Origin of the sequence: Streptomyces sp. Ru62, from assembly GCF_002920615.1 — a bacterium.
Lineage (GTDB): Bacteria > Actinomycetota > Actinomycetes > Streptomycetales > Streptomycetaceae > Streptomyces.
The window spans coordinates 117,433-132,022 of the sequence record NZ_PQSU01000027.1; the positions used below are offsets into that span (position 1 = coordinate 117,433).

Genomic DNA, 14,590 nt, shown 5'->3' on the forward strand with positions numbered 1-14,590 from the left:
GGTGCCGATAACAGTTCTTCGGAAAATCGTTCGACGGGAGACTCACAGGAGCGGCGCGGCGGCCGCAAGGGAGGAGATCACACGGCGGTGGACGCCCGGCCCGGTTCAGGCGTCCTGATCGCCGGTCAGCTCGTTCGCCCGGTCGACCTCGGCCATGTGCTCCTCGGCCCAGTTCCGGACGGCCGCGAGAACGGTTTCGAGGGACAGGCCGAGCTCGGTGAGGCGGTAGTGCACGGCGGGCGGCACGGTGGCTTCCACCCGGCGCGCGACCAGGCCGTCCCGCACCAGGTTCCGCAGGGTCACCGACAGCATCTTCTGGGAGACGCCGGGCATCCGGCGCAGCAGCTCGGCGAAGCGGACCTCCCCGGGGGCCGCCTCCGCCAGCACCTTCACCACCATCGAGGTCCATTTCGTACCGATCCGGTCGAGCAGCCGACGGGTCGGGCACGCGGGGTCGAACAGGTCGCCGCGCGGGGCGTTCACGCCCTTGGCCTGGGAGGTCACCTGAAGCTCACCATCTGACGGGAAAGTGCGGTCTGGTGGGACCCAGGCTAGTTACCTACCGTTCCCTTGTCACCATTCGTTACTCAAGGGGTCGTGCATGGCTGTCTCCCCCGTCCCCGGCGTGCGGCTGCGCCGGGTCACCGTCAACGGCGTCGGACTGAGCGTCGCCACGGCCGGTCAGGGGCCGGCCGTCCTGCTGCTGCACGGGTTCCCACACACCTGGCGGCTGTGGACCGAGGTGATCGGCCCCCTGGCCACCCGCTACCGGGTGATCGCGCCGGACCTGCGGGGTTTCGGCGACAGCGACCGGCCGACGGGCGGTTACGACGCCGGGAGCCTCGCCGCCGACGCCGCGGGCCTGTTGGAGGCACTCGACGCCGGTCCGGCCGCCGTGGTCGGCGTCGACCTGGGCACCCCGCCCGCCTTCCTGCTGGCCATGCGGCGGCCCGGACTGGTACGGCGGCTGGTGCTGATGGAGTCGGTGCTCGGCGACCTCCCGGGCGCCGAGGATTTCCTCGCCGGCGGCCCGCCGTGGTGGTTCGGCTTCCATGCGGAACCCGGCCTGGCGGAGACCGTGCTCGCCGGCCGCGAGGAGGCGTACATCGGCTGGTTCCTGGACCGCGGCACGCTCGGCCGGGGCGTGCGGCCGGACGTCCGCGCCGAGTTCGTCCGCGCGTACACCGGGACCGGGGCGCTGCGCTCCGCCTTCGGCGCGTACCGGGCCCTGCCCACGGGCGCGCGGCAGATCCGGGAGGCCGTGGCCGGTGCCCGCCTCACCGTGCCCGCGCTGACGATCGGCGCCCACCCGGTGGGCCGGGCACTGGAGCACCAACTGCGGCCGTACGCCGACCGGTTGACGGGACACGTGATTCCGGACTGCGGCCACATCATCCCGCTGGACCGCCCGGACGCGCTGCTGCGCCTGGTGGAACCGTTCCTCGACGCGGACGAAGGGCCGTGCGGCCGGCGAGCGGACGGCAGCGCACTCAGGACGGGCGCGTCGCCGACACCGCCGTCACCGTGACCTTGTTGTCGCACTCGGTGATCTCCCCTGCCAGCAGGGCGACTTGATGGATCCCCGCGCCGGGCAGGCCGACCACCAGGGTCGGGAACATGGAGGGCGTGGCGCCGGAGACGCAGTACCCGTCCGCCCCGCCGTGCACCTGGACGAAGGTCAGCTTCACCCATGCGCTGCCGCCCGGGGCGACCCGCACCGGGGCCGCCCTGCCCTCGCGGATCACTTTCAGCGGGAGGTTGCGCTCCGGGGAGCCGTTGCCGGCCACGGCCACCGTCGGGTGGCCCCGCACCACGCACGTGCGCGCGGAGACGTTGGTGAACTGGACGATCGCCGCCCCGGTGCCCGTGCCCCGGGGCCGGTGGGCGGCCTGGTACGCCGTCGCCTCCAGCGCCTCCGGTGTGCAGGCCCGCGCCCTGGAAGCGGGGGCCGTGCCGGCCGGGGCCGCCTCCGCCGAGGCGGCGCTCGCCGTCTGGGCGGCGGCCGGCGACATGGTCGCGGCGATGGCGGTCAGAGCCGCCGCGGTGACGCGGATGCTGTGTCGGTCGCGCATGGGATTCCCCCGGTAGTCCGCGGTACGTGGTCGGGGTGCCGGTACGTCGTCGGGGAGCCGGTACGTGGTCGGTGCGCCAGTACGTGGTCAAGGCGTTCGCCGCGGCAGCGGTGCCCATCGGCACGGACACGGCGCCGGTGCTCACCGGCAGGGACCGGGCGCCGCGACACCGGGTTCCCCGGCGCGTCCGCTGTGACACATGTGGCGCAGGTGCACGAAGGGGAGACGGTGTACGAGGAGTCAGGAAGATAGCCGAGAGACGGGGAGGTACAGGGAGAACGGACGAGGTACACGGAGGGGACCGGTGCCGGATGGCGTGGGCGGTCGCGCGACCGGCCGCGGCGGCGTGGCGTGCGCCGGCCGGCGCGGTCCGCGGCGAGGATGGCGCCCGGTACGAACCGGCTGGGAGGCGGTGTGCGGATATGACGGTGAACCGTGTCGGCCTGGTCGTGCACGGCGGGCGCGCCGAGGCGGCGACCGCCGCGCGGGCCGTACGCGCGTGGTGCGACGAGCACGCGGTGGGATGTGCGGACATCGACGTGTGGCAGGAGGGCGCGCGGCACAACGCCCGCGAGGAGGTCGAGAGCGCGGGTGATCCGGACCTGATCGTCACCCTGGGCGGCGACGGCACGTTCCTGCGCGGTGCGCGGCTCGCGGCCGAGAACGACGCCCTGGTGCTCGGTGTCGACCTCGGCCGGGTCGGCTTCCTCACGGAGGTCCCCGCCACGGCGGTGCGGGACGCGCTGGACGCCGTACGGGAGGAGCGGATCAACATCGAGAGCCGGATGCTCCTCACCATGCGGGCGTCGTGCCGGCTGGAGGTGCCCGCGCAGATGGAGACGCTGCTGCGGTACGGGCGGGGCCCGCTGCTGCCCCCGCCGCAGGTGCGCGGGGAGTGCGAGGCGGGCAACGACTGGGGTGTCGCCCTGAACGTCACCGCGCTGAACGACGTGGTCCTGGAGAAGCTGGCCCGGGACCGGCAGGTGTCGGTCGGGGTGTATCTGGCGGGCCGGCTGCTCGCCTCCTACTCGGCCGACGCCCTGCTGGTGGCGACGCCCACCGGGTCCACGGCGTACAGCTTCGCCGCGGGCGGTCCGGTGGTCTCGCCGCGCGCGGACGCCCTGGTGTTCACACCGGTCGCGCCGCACATGGTGTTCAACCGCTCGGTGGTCGCCGCACCGGACGAGCCCATCGCGCTGCGGGTGCTGGAACGCTCGGGCCAGGCCGCGGTCAGCATCGACGGCCAGTTGCGCGGGGTGCTGAGCCCCGGCGACTGGATCGGCGTGTACGCCGCCCCGCGCCGGCTCAAGGCGGTCCGGCTCGGTCCGACGGACTTCTACGGCCGGCTGCGCCAGCGCATGAACCTCACCGACGCGCCGGCCGCGCTCGCCGACGGGACGGCCGCTCCGCTGTGGCCGGTGACGAGTCCACGGCCGGGCGATCTGGCCCATCTGGCCCTGCCTCAGGCTCCCGCCGACGCTCCCCGGCTGTCGTGAGGACATGACCCGGACGGATGGCCGTTCGCACCACGAGGTGCTGCGGCGCGGCCCATGTGCCCCGTGGTCGTATATTCCGTAGCGTAGGCGTGGGCAAGCCCACCGGAATGAGGAGTCTTTGATGTCGACAGTCGAGCTGAACACCAACTTCGGCCGGATCGTGCTGGAACTGAACGACGCCGAGGCGCCCAAGACCGTCGAGAACTTCCTGTCGTATGTCCGCGGCGGCCATTACGACGGCACGATTTTCCACCGGGTGATCAACGGCTTTATGATTCAGGGCGGCGGTTTCACTCCGGACATGGATCAGAAGCCCACCCAGGCGCCTATTCAGAATGAGGCCGACAACGGGCTGAAGAACGACAACTACACCGTGGCGATGGCGCGGACGAACGACCCGCATTCCGCTACGGCCCAGTTCTTCATCAATGTTTCGGACAACGCCTTCCTCAACTACTCGGCGAAGAGCCCGACCGGCTGGGGCTACGCCGTGTTCGGCAAGGTCACCGAGGGCCGGGATGTCGTCGACTCCATCAAGGCCGTCAAGACGGGCAGCCGTCGTGGCCACCAGGACGTGCCCACCGAGTCCGTGGTCATCGAGTCCGCCCAGGTCATCGGCTGAGACACACACCCCCGCGGGGCGGCACCGATCCACCGGTGCCGCCCCGCGCTGCTCGGTGGGTACGGCCGCGGGCTCAGGCCACCGCTCCGGCGCCGGGGTCGAGTCGCCGCAGCGTCGCCTCGATCCGGGCCGCCACGTCCTGCTGCCGCGCCGTCAGGTAGAAGTGGCCGCCGGGGTAGACGTGCATCTCGAACGGGCCGTCGGTCTCCTCGTCCCACCTCCGGGCCTCCTCGGGCGTCACCCGGGGGTCGGCGTCGCCGGTCAGCACGACGAAGCGGCAGCTCAACCGCGGCCCCGGGGCGCGCCGGTAGGTCTCCACCGCGCGGTAGTCGGCCCGCAGCGCGGGCAGGATCATCTCCAGCAGTTCCTTGTCCTGGAACAGGGCGGCGTCGGTGCCGTCGAGCTTGACGACCTCCTCGATCAGCCGTGCGTCGCCGCCCTCGTGAACGGTCTCGGTCCGGTGGACGGACGGACCCCTGCGGCCGGAGAGGAAGACCACCGCGGGAGGCCGCCCGGCGGACTCCAGGAGCCGGGCCAGCTCGAAGCCGACCAGGGCGCCCATGCTGTGCCCGAACAGCGCGAGGGGTGTGCCGTCGTCCTCGTCCAGCGCGCGGAACACCCCTTGGGCGAGTTCCTGGACGGACTCCGCCGGGGTTTCGGCGAGGCGGTCCTGACGGCCGGGGTACTGCGCCGCGAGCACGTCGACCGCGGGTGACAGCGCCTTGGAGACGGGGAAGTAGAAGCTCGCGGAGCCGCCGGCGTGCGGCAGGCACAGCAGCCTGGGCGCACCCGGTGCCGCCTGGTGGAAGCTGCGCAGCCACAACCGGTGTGCCGCGCTGGACCGGTCGGTCATGTGTCTCCCTCGGTGGAACGGACGGCAGGTGCCGCCCTCGGCACCCTCATCCGATCACGACTGATCGCGGTTGACCCGGCACACCCCTCTCTTTAGACTCACAGTCCAGAGATGGACGGCAAATCTACGGGGGATGGCGTGGGCGAGGACAGCGCGGACGAGCATCTCGTCCGGGAGGCCGAGAAGATCGCTGTCGCGCTGGGCCGCATGTTCCCCGGTCTGTGCGAGGTGGTGCTGCACGACCTGCGGCATCCGGACCACGCGATCCGCACGATCGAGAACAACCTGTCAGGTCGTCAGGTGGGCGACTCCGCGACCGAGTTGGGCCTGGCCCGCATCGCCGATCCGCAGTACCCCAGCGTCATCCAGAACTATCCCAACCGGTTCCCCGACGGCCGCCCGGCGAAGAGCACCTCCATCGGCATCAAGAACGCCGCCGGCGAGTACATCGCGGCACTGTGCCTGAACCTGGACGTGTCCGTCCTGTCCCCGGTCACCCTGGCCCTGTCCAACCTCGTGGCCACGGACACCGAGCACCGTGACCGGCCCCTGGAGACGCTGCGTGACCGCACCGCGCGCGAGCTGCGCCAGGCGGTGGAGGCCCGGGCCGCCGAGCGTGCCGCCACCCCCCGCTCGCTGAGCCGGGAGGACAAGAAGGCCCTCGTACGGCAGCTGCAACGGGACGGCTACTTCGACTCGCGCGACGCCGCTCAGACCATCGCGGACCTGCTCGGCGTGTCGCGGGCCACGGTCTACAACTACGCGAAGTGAGAGGTCACCTGCCCATGACGACCGGGCCCGTCCCCGCTCCGTCCTCCCCCGCCGAGCCCTCCCCCGCCGCCACGAGCCTGGCGGACCCCGACACCCCGTTCGCCGTGGTCGACGTGCACCGGGTCCGGCGCAACGCCGCCCGCCTGCGGGCGCGGGCGGACCGCCTCGGGGTCACCCTGCGCCCCCATGTGAAGACGGCCAAGAGCGTGGACGCCGCCGCCCTCCTGCACGACGGCACCCCCGGGCCCGTCACCGTCTCCACGCTCGCCGAGGCCGAGGCGTTCGCCGCCGCGGGGTGTCGCGACATCACCTACGCCGTCGGCATCGAACCGCACAAACTCCCGCGCGTCATCGCCCTGTCGCGCCGCGGTGTCACCCTGCGCGTCCTGCTGGACAGCACCGAGCAGGCGACGTTCGTCGCCGCGGCCGCACGCGAGGCCGGCATCGCCCTTCCCGCCCAGATCGAGATCGACTGCGACGGCCACCGCGGCGGCCTCAAGCCCGACGCCCCCGGGCTCACCGGCATCGCCGGCATCCTGCACGACGCTGGCTGCCTGGACGGCGTACTGACCCACGCGGGCGAGTCGTACTTCTGCTACACCGCCGGGGAGCAGCGCAAGGCGGCGCGGAACGAACGCGATGCCGCGGTCGCCGCGGCCGAGCGCCTTCGCGCGGCCGGTCTGCCCGTGCCCACCGTCAGCGTGGGCTCCACCCCCACCGCCCACGCCGCCGAGGACCTGACCGGAGTCACCGAACTCCGCGCGGGCAACTACGTCTTCTTCGACCTGGTGATGGCCGGCCTCGGGGTCTGCCACGTGGACGACCTCGCCCTGTCGGTCGTGGTCACCGTCATCGGCCACCGTCCCGAGTACGGATGGATCGTCACCGACGGGGGCTGGATGGCCATGTCGCGCGACCGGGGCACCGCCGTCCAGCCGCAGGACCAGGGCTACGGCCTGGTCACCGACCTGTCCGGCGCGCTGATCCCGGGCCTGGTCATGACCGCCGCCAGCCAGGAACACGGCACCCTCACCGCTCGCGACGGCGTCGTTCTGCCCGACCTGCCCATCGGCACCCGCCTGCGTGTCCTGCCCAACCACGCCTGCGCCACCGCCGCCCAGCATCTGGGCTACCACGTCATCGACGGCTCCGGCGGCACGCGAGCGTCCACGCCCGGCATCGAGGCGTACTGGCCGCGCGTCACCGGCTGGTGACCCCGCCCGGCACCCGTCTCCCCCGCACGACTGCCCCACCCGTCTCCCCGCCCGTCAAGGACACTTCGAGGACGCCCATGGCCGCCGCCGCACCACCCGTCACGTTCGCCGATGTCCGCGAGGCCGCCGCCCGCCTCGAAGGCATCGCCCACCGCACCCCGGTCCTCACCTCCCGCACGCTGAACTCCCTGGTCGGAGCGGAGGTGTTCATCAAGGCGGAGAACTTCCAGCGGATCGGCGCCTTCAAGTTCCGCGGCGCCTACAACGCCGCGGCTCAACTGCCCCGGGAGCAGCTGGCGAAGGGCATCGCGGCCTACTCCTCCGGCAACCACGCCCAGGCCGTCGCACTGGCCGCCCGGGAACTGGGCACCAGTGCCGTCATCCTGATGCCCGAGGACGCCCCCCGCTCCAAGCGGGAGGCGACCGCCGGATACGGGGCGGAGGTCGTCACCTACGACCGCTACACCCAGGACCGCACCGCGCTCGGCCACGCCCTGGCCGAGGATCGCGGCCTCGCCCTGATCCCGCCCTACGACCACCCCCACGTCATCGCCGGCCAGGGCACCGCAGCACTGGAACTCCTGGAGGAGACCGGCCCGTTGGACGCCCTCCTCGTGCCCGTGGGCGGTGGCGGCCTCATCGCCGGCAGCGCCACCGCCGCCACGGCGCTGCACCCGGGCATCCGCGTCATCGGCGTCGAGCCGGAGGCCGGCGACGACACCAAACGCTCCCTGGAGGCCGGCACCCGGGTCACCGTCCCGGTCCCGCGCACCATCGCCGACGGACAGGCCCTGGCCACACCGGGCGAGATCACCTTCCCCCTCAACCAGCGCCTGGTCGACGCCATCGCGCTGGTCAGCGATGCCGAGATCGTCACCGCTATGCGCTTCGCCTTCGAACGCCTGAAGATCGTCCTGGAACCGAGCGGCGCGACGCCCCTCGCCGCCCTGCTGGCCGGACGCGTCGACGACCCACCCCGGCGGATCGGTGTCATCGCGTCCGGCGGCAACATCGACGTGGACCGCTTCACCGCGCTCACGGGACGGCCGGACCGAGGGTGACGCGGGTGTAGCACTCGGTGACGAGCAGGCGACCGCGGGTCTCCTCGGGAAGCCGGGAGAGCAGCGCGGGCAGCGCGCGCTCCCCCTCCGCCTGGCTGCGGTGCGCCAGGATCGCGGCCCACTTCGGGCCGCTCCACGGCCGGACGTCCACGATGTCGGTGACATGGGCGTCCGGCACGCTCAGCACGGACTTGCCGACACCGTCGAGGAGTTCACCCAGCGGACTCCACGCTCACACCTCCCCCCAGTCCCAGGTGTCGAAGTACTCGGCCACGCCCGTGCGGCGAGCCTTCGTCACGGCGTTCAGCCGGGCGAAGTCCTGGGCCGGCATCAGCGGTCGCCACGCCTCCAGCGGCAGCACGCGGAACTCGTCGTGCTCCTCCGGGTCGAGAGTGATGCCCTGGATCCGGGCGTCGTTCAGGCGGCCCCCGTCGAAGATCAGACCCATGGTGCTGTACGGCCATTCCTCGCCGGGCAGTCCGTAGACCGCGGCCAGCAGCCGTGGCGGGCCGGACACCGTGATGCCGGTCTCCTCACGGCACTCTCGTACAGCCGTCTCCCAGGGCCGCTCACCGGGCTCCATCGTGCCGCCGGGCAACTGCCACGGATGCGCGGGGCTGTACCGGGAGTGGAGCTGGACGGGCCGGTCCTGCTCGTCGGTGAAGTGGACGCAGGCGAATCCGGTCGCCTTCATCAGTTGCTCGGCGTACTGCTCGGGCGGGAGCCAGACACGGCTCACGGCGTCTCCTTTCCCCGGTCCCCAGGACGACTGGTCGTCGTGTGCCGCGGGCGGGGTGTTTCCCCGCCGGTGCGAAGGTTCGAGGTCACCGCGGTCCCCCTCGGCGGTCGTCCGGCCCGGTCGTCGGGTTCAACGACCGGACCGGGATATCAAACACATGTATTTCGGACGGACCGCGAAACGCCGGTTGGCCGAAACGCCGCTGTCGCGGGGAGCCGCCGGGTCCTCTGTGTCGTGGCCGTCCAGCCGGGTACCCGGCGCCCCGCTGGAAGCCGAGGAGGCAGCAAAGCGAGCGACAGAGTCGGAGGACCGGAACCATGCCTGCGCCGGCACGATCCGCGGCGGCGGATCCCCGGGAGCGCCGTCGTGCCGCCGCCCGCTCCGCACGTCCGCGGAGCAGGGTGCCGGAGACCGGGGACGAACCCGATCTGCTGGGCCAGTACCTGGCCCAGATCGCCGCGACACCACTGCTCACCGCCGAGGACGAGGTGCGGCTGGCCCGGCACATCGAGGCCGGTGTGCACGCCACCGGGGAACTGGAACGGGCCGAGGCCGGCGAGCACGGCCTCGCTCCGCACCGGCGCCGGGAGCTGGAGGCTGCCGCGCGGGAGGGCCTGCGCGCCAAGGACCACATGATCCGGGCCAACCTGCGGCTCGTGGTGTCGATCGCCAAGCGGCACGCGCACCGGGGCGTGCCCCTGCTCGACGTGATCCAGGAGGGCAACCTCGGGCTCATCCGGGCCGTGGAGAAGTTCGACCACACCAAGGGCTTCAAGTTCTCCACGTACGCCACCTGGTGGATCCGTCAGGCGATGGAACGGGGCCTGGCCCAGCACGCCCGTACCGTGCGGCTGCCCATGCACGTCGTGGAGGAGCTGCAGAAGCTCGCGAAGGCCGAACGGCGGTTGTACCTGCGCCTCGGCCACGAGCCGACGGACGAGGAAGTGGCCCGGGAGAGCGGATTCGGCGAGGGACGCGTCGCCTGGCTGCGCCGTGTCGGCCGGCAGACCCTCAGTCTCGACACGCCCGTGGACGACACCGGCGAGACCGTGGTCGGCGATCTCATCCCCGCCGCCGACGTGCTGCAGGCCCCGGAGGTGGCCGAGTACCGGGCGCTCGCCGAGGAGCTGAGGGACGCCCTGGGCACGCTGGCACCCCGGGAGGCGATGATCCTCAGCCTGCGGTACGGGTTGCACGACGGGCAGCCCCGTACGTTGCGGCAGGTGGCCGACCAGGTGGGACTCACCCGGGAGCGCGTCCGCCGGCTGGAGAAGGAGTCGCTCGGCCGGCTGCGGGCGCCGGAGGCCGGCGAGCGCCTGCTGGAGTGGGCGGGCTGAGGGCACGGGCACCTCGGCGGCGTGCGGGCCGATCGCATCGACGTACGCGGCGGGCCGATCCGTCGACGCACGCGCAGGGACCGGCCGTGACGGGACCTCATCGCCCTGTACCAGTGCCGAGACCCGACCGGCGGCGCACGGGCGCACGCGTCCCGCGCCCTGGGGGTTCAGCCCTCCGCGCGGGCCACGAGCAGGGCCACGTCGTCGTCGCCTCCCGGCGGCCGGAGCCTCTCCAGGACCCGGTCGCAGGTCTCTCCGAGATCCTGGCCGGCCGTCGCGGTCAGGGCGTCGAGAAGGGTGCCGAGACGGGCGTCGATCGGGTCGCAGCGGGTCTCGACCAGTCCATCGGTGTAGAGGACGAGTTGATCGCCGGGGCGGAAGTCGAACGCCGTCGTCTCGAAGGACGTGCCGCCGACGCCCAGCGGCACACCGGACGGAAGGTCGAGGAGCTGCGCCGGCCGGCCCGCCCGGACCAGGGCCGGGGGCAGATGACCGGCGAGGCTGATGCGGCACCGGCCACCCTCGGGGTCGTACCGGCAGTAGGCGCAGGTGGCGATGGTGTGCTCGACGTCCTCGGTGAGGCGGTCGAGCTGCCGGAGCACCTCTGCCGGGTCGAGGTCGAGCCCGGCGAACGCGCGGGTGGCGCTGCGCAGTTGCCCCATGCTGGCGGCGGCGTTGATGCCGCTGCCCATCACGTCCCCGACGACCAGCGCGGTCCTGTCCCCCTGGAGGTGCATGGCGTCGAACCAGTCACCGCCGATCTCGCTGACGGCTCCGGCCGGCAGATAGCGGCAGGCGATCGCCAGGCCGGGCAGGCGGGACGGCAGCTGCGGGAGCAGGCGGCGCTGGAGGGTGAGGGCGGTGTTGCGCGCGCTCTGGTACCAGCGCGCGTTGTCGATGCAGGTCGCGGCGCGGCCGGCCAGCTCGCAGGCGAGCAGCGTGTCGTCCTCGTCGAAGGGCGCGGGGGTCCCCACGCGCGCGAGGCTCAGTGCCCCGAGGACCTCCCCGCGGGCCAGGAGCGGCACGGCGAGGTAGGAGTGCACCCCGGTCTGCTCCAGGAGGGAGGCGGCCTCGCTGGTGCGGGCGATGTGCCGCAGGTCCTGGCGGGTGGTCTCGGCCACCCGTACGGGCCGGCGGGTGCGCACGCACCGGGTGAGCAGACGGTCGCTGTCGTAGGCGGCGACCCGTCCGGGCGGTTCGGCCGCGTGCGCGGCTTCGGAGGCGTGGGCCGCGGCGGTGGCCACGGTCCGGAAGCGGGCGGGACCGGTGACGGACGGAGCGCGCCCGCGCAGGACGCTGTCGAGGACGTGGACGGTGGCGATGTCGGCCAGGTCCGGTACGACGACCCCGGCGAGCTCGTGCGCCGTCTGCTCCACGTCGAGGGTCGTACCGATGGAGGCGGAGGCGTGCGCGATCAGGGCCAGCCGGTTCCGGGCACGGGTCGCGGCGATGGTCGCCTCGTGCCGCTCGGTGATGTCGATGACGGACGTGGCCACGCCGAGCACCCGGCCCGCGGCGTCCTCCAGCCGGTGGTACGACGCCGACCAGGCGTGCTCCCGGTGCGGATCGGCGCTGGGGCGGCCGACGACGTAGTGGTCGGTCACCGGCTCCCCGGTCTCCAGGACCTGGCGCAGACGGCTCTCGATGGCCTCGGCATCGAGGAAGGTCAGGACGTCGCGGACCCGCCGGCCGACCTGTTGGGCGGCGGAGAGGCCGTGCATGCGTTCGAGGGCGGGGTTCACGGTCAGGTAGCGCAGATCGGGGTCGAGGATGGCCAGGCCGATCGGGGACTGGGTGACCAGGCGTGCGGAGAGGGCGACGCCCCGCTCGACCCGTACCACGGTCGACTGGTCCACGGCCAGGCCCAGGGCGTAGGTGTCGCCGAGGTCGTCGAGCAGGCGCATGTTGCGGAACTCCACCAGGCGCGTGCTGCCGTCCTTGTGCCGGATCGGGAAGGCCCCGGCCCAGTCGGTGCCGGACTCCATGACCTCGGCGAACAGTGTGATCACCTCGTCCCAGTGCTCCTCGTGGACGAGCAGCCGAGCCGCGAACCGGCCCAGCGCCTCGTCCGCGGTGTAACCGAACAGCTCCTCCGCCTGGGGGCTCCAGAAGACCACGCGCCCGTTCGTGTCCAGCACCACCGCGGCGACGCTCAGCAGATCGAGCAGGCCGGTGGGCGACGCGCCGGCACCGGCCAGGGGCCGGCGCGGGACAGGCCGGGAAACGTCCGTTCCACCCATACGCCGCTTCTCCTCTGCCACTCGGTCGGAGCACGCGCCGTGGCCCGTGGGAGCCGCCGGGGACTAGGCGGCGGCCGCGCACCCGGTCGTCACACCGGGGAGCGGCCGGCCACGTCTCCCCCGGGGTCGTCCGCCAGCACCACGGACGCGGTGATCCGCTTGCCGACCGGTTCCCGGTGCACCTCGAAGCCCTGGCACACGGCCATCACGATCTCAAGCCCATGCTGCCCCACCCGGCCCGGATCGGCGGCCTTGGCCACGGGCAGCACCGGTGAGGTGTCCCAGACCGCGATCCCGACACTGTCACCGGACAGCTCCAGATCGACCAGGCACGGCCCCGGCGCGTGCTTGCAGGCGTTGGTGACCAGCTCGCTGACCACGAGCTGGACCACGCCCATCACCCGCTCGGACACCGGCAGGCCATGATCGGCCTGCACCCTCCTGAGGAACGCGCGCGCCAGCTCACGGGCCGCCGCGATGTCGGCGGGGCTGCCCTCGTACGCGGCCGAGGTCATGACGGGTCCGGCACGGTCCGTCCGCCGATCCCCGCTCCGGGCAACCTCGTCCATACCAACCGCCCTCTGCCTGAGCGCCTGATCCCTACCTCGCGTGTACCCAGAAACGGCCGATATCCGGCCTTGCCGGGGCGGCGAGGACATGAGCGACGCCGGCGGGGGCCCGCCCGGGTACCGGTTCGGCCGGAGACCGGGCCGTCAGCCGCGGCCATCGCGGCCATGGACGGCTCGGTGGTCAAGCGGTCCCCGGCCGGGCATCATGCGGGGACGACGGCGGGCCGGCAGGGCGCTCGTCCACCCCCGTGCACGCGTCGTTCCGGGCCGTCTTCGAGAGGGACCGGCAGGCCGCGCCGCGTGCGCTGTGCGACTGGCGTGGCCGGCGGTCACGGTCCGGTGCTCTCGGCGGTCGGTGCGCTCGTCACCGGGGGCGCGGGTGCCGCCGGACCGGCCGGCGCGGCTCGTGCTGGTGCCCTGCGGCCGGGGTGGGAAGGCGGCGGGCAGACGGCGGGCAGGGCGGCGGGCCGGCCGGCGCGAGGGTCCCGGGCGGAGCCGTCACCTGCCGCTCGTACGCCTCCGGGTCCGGCACCCGTGCCCGGAGCCAGAACAGGAGCCCCAGCACCGCGGCGCCGGGCGCGGCGAGCACACCGAGCGCGGGGCCGTAGGCGTCCCCGCTCAGGGCGAGCACCCCCGCCACGGTCAGCGGACCGACCAGCGCGCCCACCTGGTCCATCGCCTCGTGGACGGCGAAGCCACGGCCGCGTCCGGTCGCGGCCGTGGCGTGCGCGAGGAGGGTGTCCTTGGCCGGGGAGCGCACCGCCCTGCCCACCCGTTCGGCGATCACCAGGGCGCAGGCCGCCCACAGCACGCCGACCACGCCCAGCGGGGGCACGGAGAGCACGGTGAGGGCGTAGCCGCCGATCGACAGGCCCCAGAAGCGGCGCGTCCGGTCGGCCAGCGGCCCGGACACCAGGCGCAGCCCCAGCGCCGCCGCCTCACCGGCGCCGGTGACCACACCGACGACCAGGGCGGAGGCCCCGAGGGACGCCAGCAGCGGGCCGGTGACCGAGCGGGCCCCTTCGTACACGAAGTCGGCGAGCAGGCTGACCACACCGAACCACACGACGAACCGCCACGGCCCGATCCCGCCCGGCGGCACCGGGTCCGGCAGCCCGGCCCGCGCTGCCCGCACGCCCACACCACCTCCGCGACCGCCCAGCCCAGCATGCCTCGCGGCGCTGGGCCTCCGCATGGCCGACGCCCAGATCACGCTCGGTCTCACCGAGCGCACCCGTACCGCGCGACCGGCGCCCGGCCCCCGTACGCCATCCGACACCGGCCCCCGTACGCCCAGCGACACCGGCCCCCAAAACGCCCGGCCGACACCAGCCCCCGCACACCCACCGGGACCGGACCCCCGCGCGGCCCGGGTCTCAGGGATCCGCGCGCCGCCGGGGCGGTGTGAAGGCGTACAGGCCGAGGAGGTCCGGCAGCGGAGCCACGCCCGGGCCGCCCGCGCGCACCCAGGTGACGATGTCCTCGGTCGCGTCGGGATCGTTGACGAGCCCCAGCCAGACCGGCCGCGCGCCGGCGGCCCGGCCGGCGGCGGACGGCTGTACGACGACGACGTTGGCCTGGTCGCAGACGTCGAGGCAGTCGGAGACACGCAGGGG

The 14,590-nt window shown here is 73.4% G+C and carries 16 protein-coding genes; 7 read left to right on the plus strand and 9 right to left on the minus strand.

Translation table 11 applies throughout. The features are described 5' to 3' along the window. Window positions 1–105: 105 nt before the first annotated feature. The gene (locus C3492_RS31830) at window positions 106–504 is read right to left on the minus strand and encodes a helix-turn-helix domain-containing protein (RefSeq protein WP_103816103.1); all 399 of its coding nucleotides are present in this window, start codon (window positions 502–504) and stop codon (window positions 106–108) included. A 97-nt stretch (window positions 505–601) separates the two neighbouring features. Between C3492_RS31830 and C3492_RS31835 the strand changes: the two genes are divergently transcribed. Continuing rightward, window positions 602–1,528 carry an alpha/beta fold hydrolase gene (locus C3492_RS31835; protein WP_103816104.1) on the plus strand — a complete coding sequence of 309 codons (927 nt, stop codon included), beginning with the start codon at window positions 602–604 and terminating at the stop codon, window positions 1,526–1,528. Here C3492_RS31835 and C3492_RS31840 read toward each other — a convergent pair. Further along, window positions 1,491–2,072 (minus strand): DUF4232 domain-containing protein, encoded by a 582-nt coding sequence (locus tag C3492_RS31840; protein ID WP_103816105.1) that lies wholly within the window; start codon window positions 2,070–2,072, stop codon window positions 1,491–1,493. The two genes, C3492_RS31835 and C3492_RS31840, sit on opposite strands and share 38 nt — an antisense overlap. A gap of 422 nt (window positions 2,073–2,494) precedes the next feature. Between C3492_RS31840 and C3492_RS31845 the strand changes: the two genes are divergently transcribed. Both C3492_RS31845 and C3492_RS31850 read left to right on the plus strand, forming a co-directional pair. Then, window positions 2,495–3,568 carry an NAD(+)/NADH kinase gene (locus C3492_RS31845; RefSeq protein WP_103816106.1) on the plus strand — a complete coding sequence of 358 codons (1,074 nt, stop codon included), beginning with the start codon at window positions 2,495–2,497 and terminating at the stop codon, window positions 3,566–3,568. Between the two features lie 121 nt (window positions 3,569–3,689). Beyond that, the gene (locus tag C3492_RS31850) at window positions 3,690–4,190 is read left to right on the plus strand and encodes a peptidylprolyl isomerase (protein ID WP_103816107.1); all 501 of its coding nucleotides are present in this window, start codon (window positions 3,690–3,692) and stop codon (window positions 4,188–4,190) included. A 73-nt stretch (window positions 4,191–4,263) separates the two neighbouring features. On the opposite strand, the gene C3492_RS31855 is transcribed toward C3492_RS31850, so the two are convergent. Then, window positions 4,264–5,043 (minus strand): thioesterase II family protein, encoded by a 780-nt coding sequence (locus tag C3492_RS31855; protein ID WP_103816108.1) that lies wholly within the window; start codon window positions 5,041–5,043, stop codon window positions 4,264–4,266. 111 nt (window positions 5,044–5,154) lie between these two features. Between C3492_RS31855 and C3492_RS31860 the strand changes: the two genes are divergently transcribed. The 3 genes from C3492_RS31860 (at window position 5,155) to C3492_RS31870 (ending at window position 8,089) form a co-directional block, all read left to right on the plus strand. Beyond that, window positions 5,155–5,814: a transcriptional regulator gene (locus C3492_RS31860; RefSeq protein WP_103816109.1), complete on the plus strand. Its 660-nt coding sequence runs from the start codon at window positions 5,155–5,157 to the stop codon at window positions 5,812–5,814. Between the two features lie 14 nt (window positions 5,815–5,828). Further along, complete coding sequence (locus C3492_RS31865) at window positions 5,829–7,028, plus strand: alanine racemase (protein ID WP_103816110.1); 1,200 nt, start codon at window positions 5,829–5,831, stop codon at window positions 7,026–7,028. Between the two features lie 77 nt (window positions 7,029–7,105). Then, on the plus strand, window positions 7,106–8,089 hold the full coding sequence (locus C3492_RS31870; protein ID WP_103816111.1) for a threo-3-hydroxy-L-aspartate ammonia-lyase: 984 nt from the start codon (window positions 7,106–7,108) through the stop codon (window positions 8,087–8,089). Here the strand turns inward: C3492_RS31870 and C3492_RS31875 are convergent. Together C3492_RS31875 and C3492_RS31880 are read right to left on the minus strand one after the other, a co-directional pair. Then, entirely contained in the window at window positions 8,064–8,276 is a 213-nt protein-coding gene (locus C3492_RS31875) for a hypothetical protein (RefSeq protein WP_308461169.1), read from the minus strand. The genes C3492_RS31870 and C3492_RS31875 overlap by 26 nt on opposite strands. A 45-nt stretch (window positions 8,277–8,321) precedes the next feature. Beyond that, window positions 8,322–8,828 (minus strand): NUDIX domain-containing protein, encoded by a 507-nt coding sequence (locus C3492_RS31880; protein WP_103816112.1) that lies wholly within the window; start codon window positions 8,826–8,828, stop codon window positions 8,322–8,324. Window positions 8,829–9,145: 317 nt separating this feature from the next. Here C3492_RS31880 and C3492_RS31885 point away from each other — a divergent pair, with 317 nt between their 5' ends. Continuing rightward, window positions 9,146–10,165 carry a sigma-70 family RNA polymerase sigma factor gene (locus C3492_RS31885; RefSeq protein ID WP_181140655.1) on the plus strand — a complete coding sequence of 340 codons (1,020 nt, stop codon included), beginning with the start codon at window positions 9,146–9,148 and terminating at the stop codon, window positions 10,163–10,165. 167 nt (window positions 10,166–10,332) lie between these two features. Here the strand turns inward: C3492_RS31885 and C3492_RS31890 are convergent, their stop codons facing one another. From C3492_RS31890 to C3492_RS31905, 4 genes are all read right to left on the minus strand, one after another. Then, on the minus strand, window positions 10,333–12,405 hold the full coding sequence (locus C3492_RS31890; RefSeq protein WP_103816114.1) for a SpoIIE family protein phosphatase: 2,073 nt from the start codon (window positions 12,403–12,405) through the stop codon (window positions 10,333–10,335). An 89-nt stretch (window positions 12,406–12,494) separates the two neighbouring features. After that, complete coding sequence (locus C3492_RS31895) at window positions 12,495–12,920, minus strand: ATP-binding protein (protein WP_103816115.1); 426 nt, start codon at window positions 12,918–12,920, stop codon at window positions 12,495–12,497. A gap of 418 nt (window positions 12,921–13,338) precedes the next feature. After that, the gene (locus C3492_RS31900; protein ID WP_258056017.1) at window positions 13,339–14,109 is read right to left on the minus strand and encodes an MFS transporter; all 771 of its coding nucleotides are present in this window, start codon (window positions 14,107–14,109) and stop codon (window positions 13,339–13,341) included. A 241-nt stretch (window positions 14,110–14,350) separates the two neighbouring features. After that, window positions 14,351–14,590 (minus strand): hypothetical protein (locus tag C3492_RS31905; RefSeq protein WP_103816116.1); only part of this gene is annotated, 240 nt, incomplete at its 5' end.